At 71.3% G+C, this 21184-nt stretch carries 14 protein-coding genes, 1 tRNA gene and 1 pseudogene; 6 read left to right on the forward strand and 10 right to left on the reverse strand.

Features of this window, described 5'->3' with window-relative positions:
* Positions 1-30: 30 nt before the first annotated feature.
* The 6 genes from WA640_RS03855 to cobA form a co-directional block, all read right to left on the reverse strand.
* Complete coding sequence (locus WA640_RS03855; RefSeq protein ID WP_335986156.1) at positions 31-2193, reverse strand: DUF3488 and transglutaminase-like domain-containing protein; 2163 nt, start codon at positions 2191-2193, stop codon at positions 31-33.
* Positions 2190-3437 (reverse strand): DUF58 domain-containing protein, encoded by a 1248-nt coding sequence (locus tag WA640_RS03860; RefSeq protein ID WP_335986157.1) that lies wholly within the window; start codon positions 3435-3437, stop codon positions 2190-2192. The genes WA640_RS03855 and WA640_RS03860 overlap by 4 nt, the downstream gene beginning before the upstream one ends.
* Positions 3434-4414, reverse strand: coding sequence for an AAA family ATPase (locus tag WA640_RS03865; RefSeq protein ID WP_442904681.1), 981 nt, complete (start codon positions 4412-4414; stop codon positions 3434-3436). The genes WA640_RS03860 and WA640_RS03865 overlap by 4 nt, the downstream gene beginning before the upstream one ends.
* Positions 4415-4474: 60 nt before the next feature.
* On the reverse strand, positions 4475-7111 hold the full coding sequence (locus WA640_RS03870) for a fibronectin type III domain-containing protein (protein WP_335986159.1): 2637 nt from the start codon (positions 7109-7111) through the stop codon (positions 4475-4477).
* A 360-nt stretch (positions 7112-7471) separates the two neighbouring features.
* A complete protein-coding gene (locus WA640_RS03875) occupies positions 7472-8563 on the reverse strand; it encodes a DUF1611 domain-containing protein (protein ID WP_106366153.1) in 1092 nt (363 codons plus the stop codon).
* A 228-nt stretch (positions 8564-8791) separates the two neighbouring features.
* Positions 8792-9985 carry a uroporphyrinogen-III C-methyltransferase gene (gene cobA, locus WA640_RS03880; protein WP_335986160.1) on the reverse strand — a complete coding sequence of 398 codons (1194 nt, stop codon included), beginning with the start codon at positions 9983-9985 and terminating at the stop codon, positions 8792-8794.
* A 233-nt stretch (positions 9986-10218) separates the two neighbouring features.
* On the opposite strand from cobA, the gene WA640_RS03885 reads away from it, so the two are divergent.
* On the forward strand, positions 10219-12396 hold the full coding sequence (locus WA640_RS03885; RefSeq protein WP_106366151.1) for a transglycosylase domain-containing protein: 2178 nt from the start codon (positions 10219-10221) through the stop codon (positions 12394-12396).
* A gap of 3 nt (positions 12397-12399) precedes the next feature.
* Here WA640_RS03885 and WA640_RS03890 read toward each other — a convergent pair whose 3' ends face one another.
* Complete coding sequence (locus tag WA640_RS03890) at positions 12400-13179, reverse strand: SURF1 family cytochrome oxidase biogenesis protein (RefSeq protein WP_335986161.1); 780 nt, start codon at positions 13177-13179, stop codon at positions 12400-12402.
* A gap of 36 nt (positions 13180-13215) precedes the next feature.
* Here WA640_RS03890 and WA640_RS03895 point away from each other — a divergent pair, with 36 nt between their 5' ends.
* Positions 13216-14556: a dipeptidase gene (locus WA640_RS03895; RefSeq protein WP_335986162.1), complete on the forward strand. Its 1341-nt coding sequence runs from the start codon at positions 13216-13218 to the stop codon at positions 14554-14556.
* Positions 14557-14608: 52 nt separating this feature from the next.
* Here WA640_RS03895 and WA640_RS03900 read toward each other — a convergent pair whose 3' ends face one another.
* On the reverse strand, positions 14609-15613 hold the full coding sequence (locus WA640_RS03900) for a M48 family metallopeptidase (protein WP_106366148.1): 1005 nt from the start codon (positions 15611-15613) through the stop codon (positions 14609-14611).
* 420 nt (positions 15614-16033) lie between these two features.
* Between WA640_RS03900 and WA640_RS03905 the strand changes: the two genes are divergently transcribed.
* A tRNA-Arg gene (locus tag WA640_RS03905) sits at positions 16034-16107 on the forward strand.
* 1 nt (position 16108) lies between these two features.
* On the opposite strand, the gene WA640_RS03910 is transcribed toward WA640_RS03905, so the two are convergent.
* On the reverse strand, positions 16109-16585 hold the full coding sequence (locus tag WA640_RS03910; protein ID WP_106366147.1) for an MgtC/SapB family protein: 477 nt from the start codon (positions 16583-16585) through the stop codon (positions 16109-16111).
* Positions 16586-16620: 35 nt separating this feature from the next.
* On the reverse strand, positions 16621-17502 hold the full coding sequence (mshB, locus tag WA640_RS03915) for an N-acetyl-1-D-myo-inositol-2-amino-2-deoxy-alpha-D-glucopyranoside deacetylase (RefSeq protein WP_335986165.1): 882 nt from the start codon (positions 17500-17502) through the stop codon (positions 16621-16623).
* Positions 17503-17671: 169 nt separating this feature from the next.
* Here mshB and WA640_RS03920 point away from each other — a divergent pair, with 169 nt between their 5' ends.
* The 3 genes and pseudogenes from WA640_RS03920 to WA640_RS03930 form a co-directional block, all read left to right on the forward strand.
* Positions 17672-18475 (forward strand): hypothetical protein, encoded by an 804-nt coding sequence (locus WA640_RS03920; RefSeq protein ID WP_335986166.1) that lies wholly within the window; start codon positions 17672-17674, stop codon positions 18473-18475.
* Between the two features lie 12 nt (positions 18476-18487).
* Positions 18488-20383 (forward strand): fumarate reductase/succinate dehydrogenase flavoprotein subunit, encoded by a 1896-nt coding sequence (locus WA640_RS03925; protein ID WP_335986167.1) that lies wholly within the window; start codon positions 18488-18490, stop codon positions 20381-20383.
* A pseudogene (locus WA640_RS03930) lies at positions 20383-21132 on the forward strand (succinate dehydrogenase/fumarate reductase iron-sulfur subunit); the annotation flags it as partial. The gene WA640_RS03925 and the pseudogene WA640_RS03930, both read left to right, overlap by 1 nt.
* Between the last annotated feature and the right edge of the window lie 52 nt (positions 21133-21184).

Raw genomic sequence — 21184 nt, forward strand, 5'->3', positions numbered from 1 at the left:
GGGGAAATATCAACTTCTTACGGGCACAATCTAAGTGAGGAAGCGTTTCCACCTTTTCACCTGGTGTCCGATCCTGCCGGAGTAGTCGGACGCGACGGCCGCGGCCGCATCGGCGTCCGATTCCGAGACCGCATGGGGGGCGAACGCCACGGCGTTGACCAGACGCGGCAAAGGCCCGATATCGGCTTCAAGGGTCGCCAAGCGCGCCGCCGCCTCTTCCGCGTTGGCGTGGCCGGGGACCTTCACCCCCGCGCGGGCGGCGGACGCCAGGACCTCGGCCCACGCGCCCGCGACGCGCTCGGCGGGCGTCCCGCGCGTGAGCCTGCGGCGCTTCCGGAGCGCCCGGCGGGCCTTGAGCACCAGCGGCACGCACGCGAGCAGCAGGGCCCCGATCGCGTACCAGACCCACACCGGCAGGCCCCCGGCGTCCTCGGTCAGCGCGTCGTCGAAGTCGCCGTCCTGCTCCAGGGACTCGTCGTTGAAGTCCTCGGCCTCGCCCCCGCCGCCGGAGTCCTCCTCGGGGCTGGGGGTCTCCTCCTCCATCTGCTCCAGGGTGTCCTCGGGCGGCACGGGCACCGCGTCGGGCGGCGGCATCGGGTCGAAGCGCACCCAGCCGACGCCGTCGAAGTCGACCTCCGGCCACGCCGAGCCCTGCCCGGCGGTGACGGTGCTGGAGCCGCCGGGGACCTCGAAGCCGACGACGACGCGGCTGGGCAGGCCGATGAGGCGCGCGATGACCGCGTACGCGGCCGCGAAGTGCTCGCTGGTGCCGCGCTGCCCGCCCGCGTCGACGGGGCTGCCGAGGAAGAACCCGAGCGAGGGCAGGTCGTGGCCCGAGGGCGCCTCCGGGTTGTACGCGTAGTGCTGGCCGAGGAAGTCCGCGAGCCCTTGGGCGCGTGCATACGGCGTGTCGTAGGTGGTGCGGATGTAGTCGGCGATCGTCGCCATGATCTCGGGCGTGCCGGGCGGTACGGCGACCGTGGCGGCGTCGGCGAGGTTCGCGCGGGCGTTCTCGGCGGCGGCCGGATCGGCGGCGACCAGCGCGGAGTCGACGTGGTACGCGGTGCCGGTGGCGAGGCCGTCGGGGGTGAGGAGGCACCTGGTGGTGAGGTTGACGGCGATCGGCAGGCCGGTCACGGTCGCGGGGTCGGCGGCGGCCGGGACGAGCTTCCCGCCGAGGCCGATGATCTCGACGTCCGCGGAGTAGCTCGCGTCGCCGCTGCCGGGGATGACCGTGCCGGCGGTGCGGAAGTCGCCCGCGGCCTGCCAGGTGGTGCCGTCGTACTCGGTGAGGACGGCGAGGCGCATCCACGCGTCGGCGCTGGTGTCGGCCTTGAAGAGGTCCTGGTCGGGATATTTCGACCACTCGGCGATGCGCACGAGCGGGTTGAGGTCGATGTCGGTGAGCTGCGGCGGCTCGACGTACTCGCGCGGGTCGCCGGGACTGGCGGTGACGAGGCGGGCCGCGACCGGGACGAGGAGCGCCATGACCGCCAGGAGGACCGCCGCGGTGGCGACCATCCCCATGAGCGCGGGCGCGCGCGAGGGCGCCGGGCCGTCGACCACGGCGTCGGTGTCGGGGCGGCGCTCGGGCGGGGCGGCGGTGACGGCGAGCGCGGCGGCGGCGAGGACGCAGAACGCGACGGCCCAGACCGCGCCGACCTCGGCGTTGGGGCCGACGAGGTACAGCCCGGCGCCGTACAGGAGCGCGGGCGGGAGGCAGCCGAGGAGCGTGCGGCCGTAGCGGATCGCGAACTCGCACGCGAGGGTCGCGGCGAGCCAGGTGAGGAAGACGGGCACGACGACCGTGTCGGGGGCGGGCTCGACGGGGATGAGCGCGGTGAGCGTGCGGGGCACGGCGTTGACGAGCGCGTCGACGATGGTCGCGGGGAGCGGGTCGGCGCCGTCGTCGGTGATCGCGATGGCGGCGAGGAGGTACGCGGCGAGGCCGACGAGGGACGCGCTGGGTGCGAGGAACGCGGGCCGGTTGCGCAGCGCGAAGCCGATCGCGAAGGCGCCGAAGGCCGCCCCGGCGACGAGGAGGTAGAGGAGCTGCCCGTGGTAGACGCGGGCGGCGACGGCGCCCGCGAGGGCGCACATGAGCGTCAGTGAGGCCGCGACGGCGGCGACGCGGAGGCGGTAGCGGACGCGGCGGCCGCTGCGCTTGGGGCGGTCGCGCTGGATGGCGGTCACAGGCGGGTCCCGCCGCTGTTCCAGGCCGCGGCGAACTGGTCGCCGTCGGCGGCGCGGACGGTCGGCAGGCCGCCGACGAGGGACGCGGAGGCGGGCAGCCCGGTCGCGAGGTGCACGGCGATCACCGTGGGGTAGGCGCGCTTGAGGAGCGCGAGGCGGTCGGTGGGCGGCTCGGTCCCGGTGATCCACACGAGCGTGTCGCCGTAGCGGGCGGCGGTGAGGCGCGCGACGTACGCGTCGAGCGTGTCGGTCGCGTTCGGGGTGAGCTCGGCGAGCAGGTCGCCGTAGGAGTCGCGGCCCGCACCGGACACGGTCGCGCCGGAGGCGGGCACGAGCGCGGCGTGGTACTCGGCGCGGAAGCACGCGGTGAGGACCGAGTACGCGGCCTCGCAGGCGGCTTCGAAGGGGTCCTTGAGCGGGTTCGGGACGGGCTCGGCGGGCCAGGACCCGGGCCGGTCGTCGATCGCGATGGCGACCGTGGGCAGCGAGGTGTCGAGGTGCTCCTTGACCATGAGCTTTCCGATGCGCGCGGAGGTGCGCCAGTGGACGTGCCGCAGCTCGTCGCCGATGACGTACTCGCGCAGGGCGTGGAAGGTCTGCGAGCCCTGCTCGATCTTGTCGGCCGTGCCTTCGAGGGACCGGGCGAGGCCGTCGGGGGTGCGGGCGAGCTGGTGCAGGCGCGGGTGGATCCACAGGCGCCCGCTGGGGCCGAAGTTCCCGGCGGTCGCGGCGAGGCCGAGGAGGTCGCGCTTGCCGATGCCGAGCGGCCCGGCGTCGACGACGCCGCGGCGCTCGGCGGTGATCGTGTAGCTCGCGCCCGCGCTCTTGCCCGGGCGCAGGCGCGCGAGCGGGACGGCGACGCGGCGCGTCTCGACGCCCGTGCCGCCGTAGGCGTCGACGGCGCGGGCGTTGACGGCCCGCCAGCGCCCGGCGTTCGTGACGTTGAGCTGCACGGTCGCGGTGTGGCCCACCGAGACCCGGTCGGGGTGGACGGTGCGCTCGACGCTGAGCCGGGGCCGCGCGGCGATCACCGAACCGGCGGCCACGCACGCGAGAGCGGCGGCGGCGCCGATCGCGGCGAGCTCGGGGTAGCCCCAGACCCATCCGGCGGCGAGGAGCGCGAGCGCAGCGGCCGCGAGGCCCGCGCCGCGGGCCGTGATCGGGACCGCGAGCAGCCGTTCGGCCAGAGTGGACCGAGACGCGGCGGGCGCCTCCGGTGCCGGGGCCGCACCGGCCCCGCTCATGCCGCCGAGGCGGGCAGCGGGACCGAGACCTGGTTGAAGGCGTCGGCGACGACCTGGGCGCCGGTGGCGCCGCGCATCGCCGCGTCGGGGGCGAGCTGGATGCGGTGCGCGAACACCGGTCCGGCGAGGGCCTTCACGTCCTCGGGGATGATGTAGCTGCGGCCCTGCGAGAGCGCGAACACGCTGGCGGCCCTGGTGAGCGCGATGAGGCCGCGGGGGCTGACGCCGACGGCGACCTGCGGGTGGTTGCGGGTGGCGTTCGCGAGCTGCACAAGGTAGGCGTACAGCGGCTCGGCGATGTAGACGTGCTTGGCCATCTCGGCCATCTGCGCGACCGTGTCGGTGTCGACGACGGCGGCGAGGTGCTCAGGGCTGCGCTGGTGGGTGCCGCGCAGGACCTCGATCTCGGCGGCCTCGACGGGGTAGCCGACGGAGAGCTTCACGAGGAAGCGGTCGAGCTGGGCCTCGGGGAGGCGGTAGGTGCCGTCCATCTCGACGGGGTTCTGGGTCGCGACCACTAGGAACGGCTGCGGCACCTGGTGCGGGCGGCCGTCGACGGTGACGCGGCCTTCCTCCATGACCTCCAGGAGCGCCGACTGGGTCTTGGGGCTCGCGCGGTTGATCTCGTCGGCGATCACGATGTTCGCGAACACCGGGCCGGGGTGGAACTCGAACGCGCCGCTGGCCTGGTTGAAGATCGTCACGCCGGAGACGTCGGAGGGCAGCAGGTCGGGCGTGAACTGGATGCGACGCCACTGCCCGGAGACGGCCGCCGCGATGGCGCGGGCCATAGTGGTCTTGCCGGTCCCGGGCACGTCTTCGAGGAGGATGTGGCCCTCGGCGAACATCGCGGTCAGGGCGAGCCTGACCACCTCCTGCTTGCCGAGCACGACGGTGTCCACCGCCGCGGCGAGCCGCTCGAACGCGGCGGCGAACTGCTCGGCCTGCGCGGCGCCCAGCTGGACCTGCTGCTGCATGCGCTTAGGCACCCGCAGCGGGTGGGTCTGCTCGGTGTCGTGCATTTCCTGTTTCTCCTGCTAGCACGCCGGGAGGTCTCCGGTGGAGTTCTTACCGACGCCGTCGATGTTCAGCCATGCGAACGGCACATACGCGTTCGAAGCGTAGTCGATCTTGATCCATTTGTCGGTGCCGTCTTTGCCGGGGTGATAGTCGACCTGCTGGCCGTTCTCAGTACCGCGAGGAGTGATCTTGGTGCCGGTGGTCCAGCAGTACGCCTTGTGGCGGTCCCCTGAGTGCGTGTAGCCGAGCGAGCTTCCGCCGCTGGGGGCGTTGTAGACCGCCACGCCGTTGGCGCCGCCGCCGTCGGCGTTCGGGGTGTTGCAGTAGGTGTTCTCGATGCCCTCTTCGCAGCCGAAGTAGATCTGGCCGTTGATCGTCGAGGTCGACGCGTTGTAGGTCTGGGAGGTCATGCTGCCGGCCGGGTTGGAGATCTTGACCTGGAAGCTGTAGCTGGTCGAGGCGTACAGGCCGGTCACGGCATAGACATCCGGGCAGGACTGGGTCGACTGGGTGACGCCGTCGCTGATGACGCTGCACTGCGGATCGCTGCTGCCGCCGTCGTCGATCGCCAGGGTCAGGTTGATCTGGTTGGCGAGGGACTCGTGGCTGGAGATCTGCACTGTCGGCGCGGACATCGTGTTCGAGGTGGTGGTGGCAGGCTCGGACTGCCCGGCCTCGTTCACCGCGACCACCGAGACGCTGACCTGCTCGTTGGCGCCGAAACCGGAAACGCTCGTGGTGGTCCCGCTGGTGACTTCCTTGGTCTGGCTGCCGGCGGTGACGATGTACTTCTGGATGTCGCGGCCGTTGTTCGCGGGCTGGCTCCAGGACACGTCGATCGTGCCCGCGGCCGAGCCGGAGCTCTGGGCCAGCAGCTCGCCGGGAGCATCCGGGGCCTTGAACGGCGTGACCGAGTTCGAGATGTCGGAGGGCGCCGAGGCGGCCGAGCCGGACAGGGTCGTGACCTGGAACGTGTATCCGGTGCCGTAGGTCAGCGTGTCCACAGGAACCGTGAAGCTCGTGCCGTTGGCCTGGCCCACGACCTGCTGGGTGCCGGAGGCGATGGCCTCGACCTGGTAACCCGAGATGTCGTTGCCCTGGCCGTCGGCCTCGTCCCACTTCACGGTGACCGTGCCGTCGGGGTTGGCGGTGGCCTCGACGCCGCTGGGGGCGCCCGGGACCTCGGCGGAGGGGGCGATGGTCGGGGAGGTGGCCGTGTCGCCCGCGCCTTCGGCGTTGTGGGCGGTCACGGTGAAGGTGTAGCCCTGGCCGTTCTCCAGGTCGCCGATTTCGAGGACGCGCTGGCTGGGTGCAATCTCCCAGCTCTGGCCCGCGCCTTCGACGACGTACTTGGTGAGCGCGGAGCCGTTGTTCGGCGCGGCGTCCCAGGAGAGGTTGATGGTGCCGTCGCCGACGGTGCCGTCGAGGTTGGTGACCGCGCCGGGCGGGCCGACCTCCGGGGCGGACTCGTCGTCGCCCTCCTCGTCGCCTTCGTCGCCGCCGTCGTCCTCGGTGGGCGGGGCGTCGCCGCCGAGGATGTCGTCGCGGTTCTTCGGGGCGAGGGCGGCCACGCCGTCGGCGGAGACGACGACGGCGGCGTTCGTGTTGACCGCGTTGGCGAACAGCGTGTCGCCGGTGTGGTACAGCTCGACGGGCCCGCCGCCGGAGTCGATCTCGATGCGCTGGAGCTCGTTGCCGTCGAGGTCGTAGACCCAGACGAGGCCGGAGGCGCCGTCGGGCACGTAGATGCGCTCGTGGAACTCGACTGAGGCGCCGAGGAGTTCGGAGGACCCGGCGCCGATGGCGAAGCTGCGGGTCTGCTCGTCGTCGACCGTGACGATCGAGGGCGGGTCGGTGACGGTGACCGAGGCGATGGTGCCGGGGCTGGTCACGGCCGTCTCGGCGGGTCCAGCGAGTTCGACGGGGGTGACGGCGCGGCGGCCGTCGGTGCGGATGGTCGTCATCTCCTTGGCGGTGGAGTTGAGGACCGCGACGCCGTCGCCGAGGACGGTGAGCGCGAGCTCCTGGCGCGGCTGCGCGACGACCTCGGTCGCGGCGGTCTTGGCGCCGGAGTCGCGCGGCTCGATCTGGACGATGGTGCCTTCGCGGGGGACGCCGACCCAGAGCATCCCGTCGGCGTCGAACGCGCCGCCGGTGAGCCCGGCCGGGAACTGGAGGGGGTCGCCGATCGCGGAGAGCGTGGACGGGTCGACCTGGTTGACCAGGCCCTGCGTCTGGTCGATGATGAACGCGCCGTCGTCGGAGAGGGCCACGCGCACGCCTTCGCCGGGGGCGGTCTCGGCGTTGCCGGTGACTTCGAGGGTGGAGAGGTCGATCGCGGAGACCTTGCCGGTGGCGATCTCGCGCAGCAGCAGGTGGGAGTCGGTCTGCTCGATCTGGACGGCGTTGCCCGCGGCGTCGGTGATGTCGAGGCGCACGTCGGTGGCGGCGGTGAGCCCGTTGACGCGGGCGATCTCGCCGAGGGGGGTGGTCCAGAGCCAGAGGCTGGCGTCCTCGCCCTCGTTCTCGCGGCTGAACGCGCCGGTGCCGAGGAGGGTCGCGACGAGCGCGCCCACGAGGACCACCGGGAGGCCTACGGCGATGAGCAGCCCCTTGACGTTGAGTCTTCGGGCGTCGACGTTCCGAGTGGTCATAGGGGTGAGTTCCTCTGCGCTTCTGGTGCAAGTCGGCGGCTCGCGGGCCTGCGCGGGTCTCGCGCGGGCGGGGTGCGGTCAGGGAGGCGCACGAACCCGAGCCTAATTCGCGGGTGCAACTAGGACTAGGCTGCCATTGTCACAAGACGGTATCGGTCTCGGGTATCCCTAAGTGACACAAGCCGGTCAGGTTACCGCCACGTAGCGGGACGCCCGGATCCCAGCAGGCACAGATGTGGCGGTGCGCCTCGCGCACCGCCCGTCAGGTTCTCAGATATTCATTTCTTTCTCGCCGAGGCGGCGCATCTGCTGCTGCGCCGCCGCGGTCCTGCCGAATGGATAGTAGGGACAAGAAGTAGGTCAGGCGGCCTCGCCGAGTTCGAGGACCCCGGCGCGGCGCGAGCGCGAGACGCCGGCCATCGCGAGGATCTCCGCGGCCACCTCGGGCGCGGCGAGCTCGTTCGGCGTGTACACCGGCGCGTCCATGCCCGCGACGGCTTCGCGGATGGCGAGCTGGGACTGGGTGAGGCGCCCGGAGGCGGCGATCACCGGGAGGCCGAGCGAGCGCAGGTGCTGGGCGCCGTAGCGGGCCCCGGCCGCGTCGGCGGCGGCGAGGACGACGCCGTCGACGAGTTCGCGCACGAGCGGGAACTCCAGGAGCGCCGAGGTCTCGGACTGGAGGATGCCGTCGGCGATCTCCATGACCACGGCGTCGACGTCGTGCGCGGCGGCGTGGTGGTAGAGCGTCTGCGCCAGTTCGGCGAGCTCGGGGACGGGGACGCCCGCGGTCGTCGGGTACCCGCCGTCGGTGAAGTCGGCGGCGACCACGGCGCCGGAGTCGCGGAACATCCACGGGTCGCCGCCCGCGCCGGTCCCGGTGATCTTGATGCCCGCGACGCGGCGGCCCGAGCGGGACAGGCCCCGGATCACGGACGCGGCGGTCGTGGACTTCCCGGCGTTCATCGAGGTCCCGACGACGCACACCACCGGCGGGTGGTCGCCCAGGCCGAACGGGGCGAGCACGCTGAAGCGGCGCAGGTCTACGGGCGTGCCCTCGCGGTCGGCGAGGATGCCGATGGGCTCCAGGCGGGTCGGCGGGCGCATGTCGCCGTGCCGGGAGAGGACCTCCCCGGCGACGCCGCCCGCGGCGACGAGGTCCACGGACGTGCCGAGGACGTCGGGGATGCGGGACTCGTACTGGTCGGGGGCGTAGCGCTCGCCGAAGGCCAGGAGGATCTCGTCCCCGGGGTAGATCGCGGCCTTGCGGCCGGTGGAGAGTTCGAGCCAGTTGTGGTGCCCGATGGCGTCGACCCGGGCGGCCAGGATATGGCCGGCGCGGGGGGCGCATTCGTCCACCAGGGTCAGTCCGGGCAGCGTCAGGTCGACGTTGCGGACCGCGTACGCGACTTTGAGCCGCGAAGCGAGCTCAGCAGGGAACTCACGAATGCGCATGCACACTCCAAAGAGGACAAAAAGGGTGAGCGAGAGGACCCGCTCATTTGGAAGTACACCAGTGGTCCGAGACCTGGCCACGGTGGCAGACACGGCGATCGCCGCGCTGTTGATGGACGAATATTACGGCCTGTGTTCGGGCTTGTAAAGAGTGGATTAGGTAAAACTGCGGCGGCGCCGAGGTGACACCTCGACGCCGCCGGGAAACCGGGTTCTACCTGGGAAAACTCACAGTTCGCGGCCTCGCGCGGCGACGGCCCCGATGACGATGACGGACGGGTGGTGCGCTTCGGTGACGCCGAGGTCGGACAATTCGCATTCGCGGACCGCCTGGTTCTTCGTCGTCGCGTTCTCGACGATCCGGACCGGGGTGTCGCCGGGCCGCCCGCCCTCCATGAGCGCGGCGGCGATGGCGGCGCGGTTCTTGACGGCCATGAGGAGGACGACGGTGCCGTTCCCGGCGCCGAGGGCGTGCCAGTCGACGAGGCTCTGCGGCCCGGGCGGGACGTGGCCGGTGGCGACGGTGAAGTCGTGGACGACGCCGCGCTCGGTCACGGGGATGCCCGCGGCGGCGGGCCCGGCGATCGAGGAGGACAGGCCGGGGACGACCTCGACGGGGACGCCCGCTTCGAGGCACGCGTCGAGTTCCTCTGCGCCGCGGCCGAACACGAAGCCGTCGCCGCCCTTGAGGCGGACCACGAACTTCCCCTCGCGCGCGCGCTCGACCATGACGGCGTTGATCTGCTCCTGGGTGGTGTGGCGCCCGTAGGGGAGCTTCGCGGCGTCGACGATCTCGACGTCGTCGCCGAGCATGTCGAGCAGCTCCTGCGGGGCGAGGCGGTCGGAGACGACCACTTCGGCCTGGCGGAGCAGTTCGAGGCCGCGGAGGGTGATGAGGTCGGCGTCGCCGGGGCCCGCGCCGACGAGCGCGACGCCCGCGGGGCGGGTGCGGCGCGCACGCGGGGCGTCGATGTCGCCCGAGTGCAGGGCCGCACTGACGGCGTCGCGGACGGCGGCGGCGCGGCGGGGGTCGCCGGAGGCGGAGACGGCGACGCTGACGCCGTCGAAGGCGGCGTGCGCGAGCGTCCACGCGTCGGAGGCCTCGGCGTCGTCGCTGCGGACGCACCAGGTGCGCAGGGCCTCGGCCTCGGCCGCGACGGCGGCGTTCACGGCGGGGTCGTCGGTCGCGGCGAGCACGAACCAGGCGTCGTCGCCGTCGCCCGCGCGCCATTCGCGCCGCTCCCACTGGAGCTCGCCGGAGGCGGCCAGGTCCGAGAGGGTCGTGGTGGCCTCGGGCGAGACGAGGCGCACGCGGGCGCCCGCGTCGAGCAGCCGGGGCACGCGGCGGCCCGCGATGGTGCCGCCGCCGACGACGAGCACGGTCTTCCCCGCGAGCCGCAGGCCGATTTCGTAGACCGACACGCGTGCCTCCTCCGGTGATGCGATTGCACAAAGTGAATGGACTCCGACAAGCGTAGGCAGGTTTCGTCGCGGACATCTAACCGGCGGATTGCGAGCCTGTTACGCACGACTCCCGTGGCGCGTCGGCCTGGAGTGATGCGAGTCCGGTTTGCGTTTCACCCCTTGACGAAAGCGATACCGACGCTCGTGAGGATTTTCACCTTGAGGTCATCCGTGTGCCCTAGGCTGGATATATGCGCGATCGACCCCGCCAGCACCGTGTGCCCGGACTGTCCGCACTCGGGAGCGACCGACCCGGACCGCCCGCCGAAGGGGTGTACGCCCTGCTGCGCACCAGCGTCCTCGCCGGGCTCGCCATAGCGGCCCTGCTGTTCCCGCTGGCCGCGATGGCCGGGCTCAGCGCGAAGGCCGGGTTCAACGCGATCGACACCCTGTCGGTCGAGGTGACCGAGACCGACCCGCCGCTCACCTCGTACGTGTACGCCGCGGACGGCGAGACGCTCATCTCCCTGTTCTACGACGAGTTCCGCCGCCACGTCACGCTCGACGAGGTCGCGCCCGTCATGCAGCAGGCCATGGTCGCCGCCGAGGACGCCCGGTTCTACCAGCACAACGGGGTCGACTACCGCGGCATCGTGCGCGCGTTCGTCGCGAACAACTCCTCCGGCGGCGTCGAGCAGGGCGCCTCGACGATCACCATGCAGTACGTGCGCGGCGCGCTCCAGCTCAACGCCGACTCGATCGACGAGGTCATCGCCGCCACCGAGCAGACCGCGACCCGCAAACTCACCGAGGCCCGCCTGGCGATGGCCGTCGAGGAGCAGCTGTCGAAGGACGAGATCCTGGAGCGGTACCTCAACCAGGCATACTTCGGGCACAACGCGTACGGGATCTTCGCGGCCTCGCAGGTGTACTTCTCGAAGCACCCGTCGGAGCTGAACCTCCAGGAGGCGGCCACGCTCGCCGGGCTCGTGCAGGCGCCGTCGGCGTACGACCCGATCGTCTCCGACCAGACCGACGCGCTCGCGCGCCGCAACTGGGTGCTCGACCGGATGACCGACATCGACTACCTGTCCCGCGGCGACGCCTCCGAGGTGCGGGGCCTGCCGATCGAGCTGAACGTCTCGGACCCGCCGAACTCGTGCATCGGCGTGGAGGGCACCACTTCGGAGTACGGGTTCTTCTGCGACTACTTCCGGCGCTGGTGGCGCGCGCAGGACGCGTTCGGGGCGACCCCTGCCGAGCGCGAGCAGGAGCTGCGCCGCGGCGGGTACACGATCATCACGACGCTCGACCCGGACCTCCAGAAGCTCGCGAACGACACCGTGACGCACCAGAAGAGCGAGGACTCGAAGCTCGCGCACGGCGCGGTCCTCATGGAGCCGGGGACGGGGCGCATCAAGGCCCTGGGCCTGAACCGCACGTTCTCCTACGACCAGAGCAAGAACGGGCCGCACTCGAACCCGTCCTTCGACCGCAAGGGCAACTACCCGAACACGGTGAACCCCGTCCTGGGCGGGGGCGACACCGGCGGGTACCAGGCCGGGTCGACGTTCAAGGTGTTCACGATGCTCGCGGCGCTCGACGCGGGCTACCCATTGGACTACAACATCTACTCGCCCAACCAGGTCCGGACCAGCTTCGTGTCGGCGACGACCGCGTGCGGCGGGAACTGGTGCCCGAAGAACAGCTCGGCCGCGATGGCGGGCAACCGGGACATGTGGTCGGGCTTCGGGATGTCGGTGAACACGTACTTCGCGCAGCTCATCGACAGAGTGGGCGCGGACAAGGCCGTGGAGATGGCCGAGCGGATGGGCCTGCACTGGCGCAGCGAGGGCGACGCGTACTACGCGTCCGAAGAGCGGCGATCCGGCTGGGGGCCGTTCACGCTGGGCGTCTCCGACGTGCAGCCGATCGAGATGACGAACGTGTTCAACACGCTTGCGGCCGAGGGGAACTACTGCGAGCCGATACCGGCGCTGCGGATCATCGATCCGAACGGCCAGGAGCTGGACACGGCGGCGCCGCGCTGCCACCAGGAGCTCGACAAGGACGTGGCGCGGGCGGCGACCGACGCGGGCCGGTGCGTCACCGAGACCGCGCGGCGCGGCGCGCAGTGCGGGTCGTGGGGCACCTCGCCGGTCGTCGGGGACCTGGCGGGCCGCCCGGTCGCGGGCAAGTCGGGCACGACCGACAACAACCGCACCTCGTGGTTCCTGGGGTACACGCCGCAGCTGACGGTGGGGGCGTTCATGGCCGATCCGGACTACATATTCAACGCCGTGGGGACGGCGAACGCGACGAAGTCGAAGGAGACGGTGGGGACGATCTTCAAGGAGGCCCTGGAAGGGGAGCCGGTGATCGACTTCAAGGCGCCGTCGAGGGAGATACAGTACGACGGCAAGGATTAGCCGTCAGCGCGAATCGGCCGCTTCCGCTTCGGGGGCGGCCGTTCCGCTGTCTTCGGCGGCGGCCTCGTCGAGGTCCTTGCGCTCGCGGCGCACGAGGGTGGTCCAGCCGAACGGGACGAGCGCGGCGAACAGGGCCCACTGGACGGCGTACGAGTAGTTCTGCCAGTCCTTGAACGAGGGCGTCTCCAGTTCGGTGAGGCCCTCGGCGGGCTCGACGTCGGCGATCCACGCCGAGCGGAACTCGTAGTCGAAGTAGGAGCCGAGCATGTCGATGCTCAGGCGGCGCGACTCCAGGTGCCCGTCGACCTCGGTGACGCCGCCGGAGGCCTCCTCGTACTCGTAGACGCGGCCGGTCACGGTGACCTCGCCGGCCGGCGGGGCGGGGTAGTCGGGGACGGCGCCGGTGTTCTCGGAGGGCACGAAGCCGCGGTCGACGAGGACGGCGGTGCCGTCTTCGAGGACGAGCGGGGTGACGATCTCGAAGCCGTTGAGGGAGTCGTTCGTCTGGGCGCGGAGCACGACCTCCTGGTCGGCGTCGTACACGCCGGTGGCCTCGACGAGGGTCCAGCGCCGGTCGGGGTCGAGGCCCTCGGCGGCGGGGAGCGTGTCGTCGATCGGGGCGGACTCGGTGCTGGTCTCGATGACCTCGTTCGCGGCGGCGCGCTCCACGGCCCGGCCCCACTGCCACTGGGAGAGCAGGGCGCAGACGACCATCACGACCACGCCCGCGAGCGTCAGGAGGAGCCAGCGGAGCGTGAACACGAACCGGTATCGCTGCAACACGCCGCTTACTCTAGACCCGACCTAGAATTGCGCCCCATGAGCGATGTAGTGAATGCGGTGCGCGCCGCCCTCCCGGGGGTCCGCGCCGATCTGGAGGCCCTCGTCAAGATCCCGGCGATCGCCTTCGACGGACTCGACCACGAGCCGGTCCGGCGCGGCGCGGACACCGTCCAGCGCCTGCTTGAAGAGGCCGGCGCCGCCGAGGCGCGGCAGCTGTCGCACGGCGGCGGGCAGCCGAGCGTGTACGCGCACTTCCCGGCGCCCGAGGGGCAGCCGACGGTGCTGCTGTACGCGCACCAGGACGTGCAGCCGGTGGGCGACCTCGCGAAGTGGGAGCAGGACGACCCGTTCACGGTGGTCGAGAAGGACGGGCGCCTGTACGGGCGCGGCGTCGCCGACGACAAGGCCGGGGTGATGGCGCACGTCGCGGCGCTGCGCGCGCACGGCGGGAAGCCGCCGGTGGGCGTGAAGCTCCTCATCGAGGGCGAGGAGGAGTTCGGCTCCCCCACGCTCGAAGGGCTCCTCAAGGAGTACAAGGACCTGCTGACCGCGGACGTGGTCGTCATCGCCGACTCGAACAACTGGCGCACCGAGGTCCCGGCGCTGACCACCAGCCTGCGCGGGGTCGTCAACGTGTACGTCGAGGTCTCGGTGCTCAAGGTCGCGGTGCACTCGGGCATGTACGGCGGGCCGGTGCCCGACGCGCTGACCGCGCTCGCGCGGCTCGTGGCGACCCTCCACGACGAGCACGGGGACGTGGCGGTCGAGGGCCTGGTCTCGGGCCGCGCCTCGGATCTGGACTTCGACGAGGCGGCGCTGCGCCACGAGGCCGGGATGCTGCCGGGCACCGAGTTCATCGGGACCGGGCGGCTCACCGAGCGGCTGTGGACGAAGCCGACCGCGACGGTGCTCGGGATCGACGCGCCGGGGGCGGCGGAGTCGGCGAACGCGTTGCAGCCGAGCGCCCGCGCGAAGGTCTCGTTCCGCCTCGCGCCCGGCGACTCGGGCGCGAACGCGCTCAAGGCGGTCACCGCGCACCTGGAGGCGAACGCGCCGTGGGGCGCCGAGGTGACGGTGACGCCGGAGGGCGGCGTGGGCGACCCGTGCGCGATCGACGCGACCGGCCCGGCGTTCGACGCGGCGCGCGCCGCGTTCACGGAGGCGTGGGACGGCACCGAGCCGGTGGAGATCGGCGTCGGCGGTTCGATCCCGATGATCGCCACGTTCCAGGAGCTGTACCCCGAGGCCGCGATCCTCGTGACGGGCGTCGAGGACCAGTACTCGAACCCGCACGGCCCCAACGAGTCCCTCGACATCCGGATGTTCGAGCGGGTCTGCACTGCGGAGGCGCTCCTGCTGGAGAAGCTCAAGCGCTGAGCGATACAGAGAACGGGCCCGGTCATCCGATCGGGCCCGTTCGCTGCTCGTCCTAGAGTCCGTCGCGGAACTTCCGCAGGAGCTTCGCGAGCGGGTCGCCGGAGGTCTCGAAGAGGTCCTTGTAGGACTTCGCGGCGGCCTTGGCCTCGGCGGAGATCGACGCGTCGGCGTCCTCGTCGCGGCGCGGGTAGGACCCGGCGAGGTAGTCGCGGTACTCGCCCTCGTCGATCCAGGTCTTGACGGCGGCGGCGCGGGCGACGGCGAAGTCGTGGCTGCGCTGCTCCAGCAGGATGAGCTTGAGGAAGCTGTCGCGCAGGTCGCCGCCGGTCTCGAACTCCTTGGCCTGCTCCAGGAACGCCGCGGTGTCGACGTCGTGGAGGTCGCCGCCGCCGGCGAGCTTCGCCATGACGCGGATGGCCGCGGCCGGGTCCTGGACGGCGAGGGCCCCGGCCCGGTCGGCGGACAGCTCGGACTTGCGGCTCCACTCGTAGAGCGCGGCGGTGATGACCCGCAGGCCGACGACGCCGACGGGGATCCACGCGACGGAGGTCGTCAGGCGCAGCAGGACCATGAGCAGGGTGCGGTAGAGACCGTGCCCGGAGAGGGCGTGGCCGAGCTCGTGGGCGAGGAGGAACCGGAGCTCGGCCTCGTCGAGGAGGTCGAGGGACCCGGAGTTGATCACGACGACCGGCTTGTCGATGCCGATGCACATGCCGCCGAGGTCGGGGTTGCGGGTGATGTAGAGGTCGGGGAGGTCGGCGGCGTCGAGGACGGCGCCGACGGAGAGGTACGCGTCGTGGACGCGGGAGTACTGGTGGCGGTCGACCTTGATCGCGGAGCCCATGAGGCTCAAGCGGAGCGCGCGCTCGGAGATCATGCCGGAGAGCTTGCGCAGGACGATGTCGAAGCCGCGGAGCTCGCGCAGCGCGACGAGGGCGCCGCGGTCGGCGGGGTGCTCCCAGGCCCGGGTCGATATGCCGCGCAAGATGACCGGTTCGCGCCCGTTCTCGCGCGGTTCGATCGGGGCGTCCTCGGCCGGTTGACGCTCGTCGCTCATGCCCGCTCCTCACAGTCGGCTCTCCCGCAAGTGTGGCACGGCGGCGCCAGGGGCGGGCTCCGGCGAGTGCGGGGCGGGCTGCGGCGGCCGGATCGCGCACGCTCCGTGCTCGTTCGGTGCGTGCCGGATTTCACCCTGCGTGTCCAATAGGGCCGCACGCAGTCAGGACGCATAGCGGGCATTGCCGCCCACTTAGGGCAAGATAACGAATCAGCGTCAACACGCCGCGCGCAGCTTGACACTTGAGCGCTCAAGGACTACTCATTGATGTGGGTCAGCAATTCCGGGGCGTCGTGGAGAATCGTTTGGGGTGTTCTTGCGACGCCCCGTATCCGTGCCCGCCTTCCCGCCCCGTCCCCCCGGGAGGGCCCGGCGCCGGGTATCCTTACCGCTGGCGCGGCGCCGTGTGCTCCCCGCCGTGCCTCAGTAGCTCAGCTGGATAGAGCACCGGACTTCTAATCCGATGGTCGCAGGTTCGAATCCTGCCTGGGGCGCTCACTCCCCCACATCGCCCGGATGCTTCTCTTTCCTGCGCTCCGCGTGCTTGGCGATCCAGTTCTCGACCGGCGCGAGTCCCGCGACGACGATCAGGTGCATGGCGGCGACGGCGACCGCGATCCAGTACAGCCCGGCGGCGCAGGCGACCGCGATGGCGGTGACCGACCAGATCGAGGCGGCGGTGGTCATGCCGTACACGAGGTTGCGGTGGAAGAAGATGACGCCCGCGCCGAGGAAGCCGACGCCGGTGACGACCTGCGCGGCGATGCGGGCGGGGTCGACGCCGGGGGTGCCGGGCTCGATGTGGCCGAAGCCGTAGCGGCCGGCGAGGACGAACAGGGCCGCGCCGACGGCGATGAGGGCGTGGGTGCGCATTCCGGCGGGCTTGCCCTGCCATTCGCGTTCGGCGCCGACGAGGACGCCGAGGAGGAGGGCGAGGGCCACGGGTCCGAGCTGGGTGAGGAAGTCGTCCATGACGTGCTCGGGTACCCCGCCGGGGCCGCGGCGAATCACCCGAGCAGGTCGGACTCCCAGTCGTCGGGGCCCTCGCCGGGGCCTTTCTCGCCTTTGACGAGGATGTAGTGCTCGGCGGCGACCGCGCCGTCGCCGAGCTTGTCGCCGAGGAGGTCGAGCCAGTCGCCGGGGGCGATCTGGGTCGCGTACGCGGCCATGGCCTCGCGCTTCTTGTCGGCGGCGGCGGGACCGGCGGTGACGCACGCGTGGATCTCGTCGTCGCGGGACCCGAACGGGAGGTCGTCGACGGACGCCGCGCCCGCGAAGGGGTTGTCGCTGGCGCCCGCGAAGGCCGCGAACTGGGCTTCGACGACGTCGCGGGGGACGGTGGTCCAGTAGATCTTGCGGACCTCGTGGGCTCCGCCGAGGTCGGGGCGCCACGCGGGGTCGGCGGCGAGGTCGGCGGCGCGCATGGCGACGCGGTGGGCCTGGATGTGGTCGGGGTGGCCGTAGAAGCCGACGGGGTCGTAGGTGACGAGCACTTCGGGGCGCCGGTCGCGGAGGACGGCGACGAGGTCGGCGGCCGCGTCGTCGACGTCGGCGCCCCAGAACGCGCGCGGGTGGTCGTTGGAGGGCAGGCCCATCATCCCCGAGTCGCGCCAGCGCCCGACGCCGCCGAGGAAGTGCGTGTCCTCGACGCCGAGGATGCCGGTGGCCTGCCGGTACTCCCAGTAGCGGTAGCCGCCGAGCTGGTCGGCCTGGTCGGCGGCGAGCTGCGCCAGGTGGGGGACGCGGATCTCGCCCTCTTCGCCGAGGGTGCAGGTGACGACGGTGAGGTGCACGTCGGGGCGGGCGGCGTAGTGGGCGAGGGTCGATCCGGTGGAGACGGTCTCGTCGTCGGGGTGGGCGTGGACGAACAGGATCCCGCGTGCGCTCATGGGCCCAAGCCTAATCGGCGGACCGCGGGAACCGGTTCCCCTTGCGCCCCAGGAGACGCAATGAGGGCTCACATGAAACTTCGCAATCTACAGTCCCAGTGAGAGAAAAGCTCGTAATTGTGATGTACCCCATGGACTTACGTCACAGGTTCAGGGATATCCTGCGCTGATGACCACGACCGAAGACAGTGCCGTCTCGTCGCCGCGGGCCGCCATCAAGGCGCGGAACCTGCGGACCGACAACTGGCGGCGGGGCCCGATCCTGACGGTGCTCGGCATCACCGCCTGGGTCGCCTACGCGACGTTCCGCGTCTTCTACCAAGGCGACTACTGGGTCGCCGACTACCACTACCTGACGCCGTTCTACTCCCCGTGCGTCTCCACCGGGTGCGTCCCCGAGGCCGCCCACTTCGGACGGTTCCTCCCGGACCACCCGCTGATCCCCTACGCCGCGCTGAGCCTGCCGTTCCTGCTGGCGTTCCGGCTGACCTGCTACTACTACCGGAAGGCGTACTACCGGTCGTTCTGGCTGTCGCCGCCCGCGTGCGCCGTCCCCGACGGGCACACCTCCTACACCGGCGAGACGCGCTTCCCGCTGATCCTCCAGAACTTCCACCGGTACTTCTTCTACGCCGCGTTCCTCATCTCCGTCATCAACACGTGGGACGCGATCCTCGCGCTCCACTCCCCCGACGGGTTCGGCCTCGGCCTGGGGAACCTCGTGCTGTGGGCCAACGTGGTCCTGCTGTGGTGCTACACGCTCGGCTGCCACTCGTGCCGCCACGTCATGGGCGGGCGCCTCAAGCACTTCTCGAAGCACCCGGTGCGGTACCGGTTCTGGACGGTCTCCAGCGCCCTCAACGCCCGCCACATGATGTGGGCGTGGATCACGCTGGCGTCGCTGGCGCTCACGGACTTCTACGTCATGGCCGTGGCCGCCGGGTGGATCACCGACCTCCGGTTCATCGGATAAGCAGGAGTGGGTATGAGCGACAACGACCTCAACGACGTCGAGCACCTCGCCTGCGACGTCCTCGTCATCGGCGCGGGCGGCGCCGGGCTCCGCGCGGCCGTCGAGGCGCGCCTGGCCGGGAAGACCGTCATCGTCATCTCGAAGTCCCTGTTCGGCAAGGCGCACACCGTCATGGCCGAGGGCGGCGCCGCGGCCGCGATGGGCAACGTCAACGCGAACGACAACTGGCAGGTCCACTTCCGCGACACCATGCGCGGCGGGAAGTTCCTGAACAACTACCGCATGGCCGAGCTCCACGCCCAGGAGGCGCCCGACCGAATCTGGGAGCTGGAGACCTACGGGGCCCTGTTCGACCGGACCGCCGACGGGAGGATCAGCCAGCGCAACTTCGGCGGCCACGAGTACCCGCGCCTCGCCCACGTCGGCGACCGCACCGGCCTCGAACTCATCCGGACCCTCCAGCAGAAGCTCGTCTCGCTCCAGCAGGACGACGAGGCGGCCGGCGAAGGGGACGCGAAGCTCCAGGTCATCGACGAGACCACCATCACCGAGCTGTTCATCGAGCAGGGGAGGGTGAAGGGCGCGTTCGGGTACCGGCGCGGCACCGGCCGGTTCATGGCAATCGCGGCCCCGGCGGTGGTGCTCGCGACGGGCGGGATCGGGCGGTCGTTCAAGGTCACGTCGAACTCGTGGGAGTACACCGGCGACGGGCACGCGCTGGCGCTGCGCGCCGGGGCGAGCCTGATCAACATGGAGTTCATCCAGTTCCACCCGACGGGGATGGTGTGGCCGCCTTCGGTGCGCGGCATCCTCGTGACGGAGTCGGTGCGCGGCGACGGCGGCGTGCTGAAGAACTCCGAGGGCAAGCGGTTCATGTTCGACTACATCCCCGAGGTGTTCAAGGCGCAGTACGCCGACAACCCCGAGGAGGGCGACCGCTGGTACACCGACCCGGACCACAACCGGCGCCCGCCGGAGCTGCTGCCGCGCGACGAGGTGGCGCGGGCGATCAACTCGGAGGTGAAGGCGGGCAGGGGCACCGAGCACGGCGGGGTGTTCCTGGACATCGCGTCGCGGCGCAGCGCCGAGTACATCACCGAGCGGCTGCCGTCCATGTACCACCAGTTCAAGGAGCTGGCCGATGTGGACATCACGTCGGAGCCGATGGAGGTGGGCCCGACCTGCCACTACATCATGGGCGGCATCGAGGTCGACCCCGAGACGGCGTCGTCGAAGGTGACGGGGCTGTACGCGGCCGGGGAGGTCTCGGGCGGCATGCACGGCTCGAACCGGCTGGGCGGCAACTCGCTGTCGGACCTGCTGGTGTTCGGCAAGCGGGCCGGGGAGTTCGCGGCGCAGCACGCGACGGCCTCGGAGCCGCCGAAGCTGAGCGACGAGGAGATCGCGGCGGCCCAGGCGGAGGCCTTGCGGCCGTTCGGGAACGACGGGGAGAACCCGTACGAGCTCCAGGCGGCGCTCCAGGCGATCAACGGGCGCCTGGTCGGGATCATCCGCAAGGCCCCGGAGCTGGAGGAGGCGCTGCGGGAGCTGGAGGCGCTGAAGCCGCGGATCGACAACGTCACGGCCGTGGGCGGGCGCGCCTACAACCCCGGCTGGCACCTGGCGCTGGACCTGCGGAACATGTTCGTCTGCTCGGTGGCGACGGCGAAGGCCGCGCTGGAGCGCGACGAGTCGCGCGGCGGGCACACCCGCGAGGACGCGCCGGGCATGGACCCCGAGTGGCGCCGCGTCAACCTGGTGGCGACGCTCGACGGCGGCGAGGTGTCGCTGGCGCGGCAGGACGTCCCGGCCATGACCCCGGAGCTGCTGGGGCTCTTCGACACCAGTGAACTGGCCAAGTACATGACCCCCGAGGAATACGGGCCGACGGAAGCGGAGGACGCCTGATGAGCACGAGGACCTTCCGGGTGTGGCGGGGCGACGCGGACGGCGGCGACTTCGCCGAGTTCGACGTCGCCGTGAACGAGGGCGAGGTCGTCCTCGACGTGGTCCACCGCATCCAGGCGGAGCAGGCCCCGGACCTGGCGGTGCGGTGGAACTGCAAGGCGGGCAAGTGCGGCTCGTGCTCGGCCGAGGTGAACGGCATGCCGCGGCTGATGTGCATGACGCGCATGAACGTCTTCGAGGAGGGCGAGCCGGTGACGATCACGCCGCTGCGGACGTTCCCGGTGGTGCGCGACCTGGTGACGGACGTGTCGTTCAACTACGAGAAGGCGCGGCAGATGCCGCAGTTCGCGCCGCCCGCGGACCTGAAGCCCGGCGAGTACCGGATGCAGCAGGTCGACGTGGAGCGGAGCCAGGAGTTCCGCAAGTGCATCGAGTGCTTCCTGTGCCAGAACACCTGCCACGTGGTGCGCGACCACGAGGAGAACAAGCCGCCGTTCTCGGGCCCGCGCCTGTTCATCCGCGCGGCCGAGCTCGACATGCACCCGCTGGATGCGCGCGACGACCGGCGCGAGGCGGCGCAGGACGAACAGGGGCTCGGGTACTGCAACATCACGAAGTGCTGCACGGAGGTGTGCCCGGAGCACATCAAGATCACCGACAACGCGATCATCCCGATGAAGGAGCGCGTGGCCGGGGACCGGTACGACCCGCTGGTGTGGCTGGGCCGCAAGATCTTCCGCAAGGGGAAGACCTCGGCTTGAGGACGCGTGAAAGGGCGGCCCCTCACCGGAGGCCGCCCTT

It is taken from the genome of Glycomyces sp. MUSA5-2 (genome assembly GCF_037034145.1).
Taxonomy (GTDB): Bacteria; Actinomycetota; Actinomycetes; order Mycobacteriales; family Micromonosporaceae; genus Glycomyces; species Glycomyces artemisiae.